The following is a 915-nucleotide window of genomic DNA, read 5'->3' as shown; positions in this document are numbered from 1 at the left end:
CTTGTCGTCGATCTTTCCATCGAGGTCCTCGGCTAATCCTAGCCAGATAGTCTGAAAAGGAATGTAGGGAACTGGATTTGCGTTCGCTGCGTTGTGCAGTTCTGTGATGACCTTGACGATGTGGCCTTCGAGGGTGTTCTGTTTGGCGCGTAGCCTTTCGTTCTTTTGGTCCTCGACAAATTTTTCGAGGGTCTCGTGGATGGTTAGGCCGTTGGTGATTTGCAGGAGGGGTTTCCAGAGCTCTTTCAGTCGTCCTTTGATTGACAGGGTTGGGTTTGGCAGCTGCCATTCTCGGCTGAGGAGGCGCCATTTGAGGAGCATGTTGCGGAGGTCGTCGAGGCGCTGGCGGTCTTCGGTGGTGATGTCGGTCCATTCCTTGGGTGGGTAGCCTTCGACCATGGGGATTTCGATGAATCGTTCGCGGAAGCCNNCTGGCGCAGGCTTTGAAGCAGAAGGTGTTGTAGTATTTGATGATGCGGTCGTATTGCGTTAAGAGGGTTCGGGGAACCACGGCGCCTTGCTTGTAGCCTGCCTTGTAGATTTTGATCTTGTCGATGTCTTTGCGGATGCCTTGCACTTCGTCTTCGAGGATGCAGCCGATGGCGTCGACGTCTTCGAGGTAGCCGTAGATGTCTGCGGCGGGAACGGTGACGCCGTACATGGGTCGGTAGCAGAGGACCTTGAGCAGTTGGAGAACCGTGCTTTTTCCACTTTCGTTGTCGCCGTAGACGAAGATGTAGGGGACGGTGAGCAGCTTTTCTTGTTGGTAGCTGAAGAGGACGCAGGCGCTGAGGACGTCTTTCCAGATGGATTCGACGTCGATGAAGCGGTGAAATTCCTCTCGTATCTTCCAGAACAGCGCTTCGCGGTTAGGCACCTTGCCTCTGAAGTAGCCGTAGGGCGTGTAGGGCGTTC

At 54.7% G+C, this 915-nt stretch carries 2 protein-coding genes; one reads left to right on the top strand and one right to left on the bottom strand.

All coding sequences use genetic code 11. The annotated features are described in order from the left end of the window. Window positions 1-399: hypothetical protein (locus GTN70_04335; GenBank protein NIO16216.1), on the bottom strand; the 399-nt coding region annotated here is incomplete at its 3' end. Between the two features lie 118 nt (window positions 400-517). Here GTN70_04335 and GTN70_04330 point away from each other — a divergent pair. Continuing rightward, a partial coding sequence (locus GTN70_04330; protein NIO16215.1) for a hypothetical protein occupies window positions 518-915 on the top strand: 398 nt, incomplete at its 3' end.

This window comes from Deltaproteobacteria bacterium (genome assembly GCA_011773515.1).
Lineage (GTDB): Bacteria > Desulfobacterota > Deferrimicrobia > J040 > J040 > WVXK01.
The sequence above is the reverse complement of the archived record's forward strand: the minus strand, read 5'-3'. Positions and strand labels throughout refer to the sequence as shown.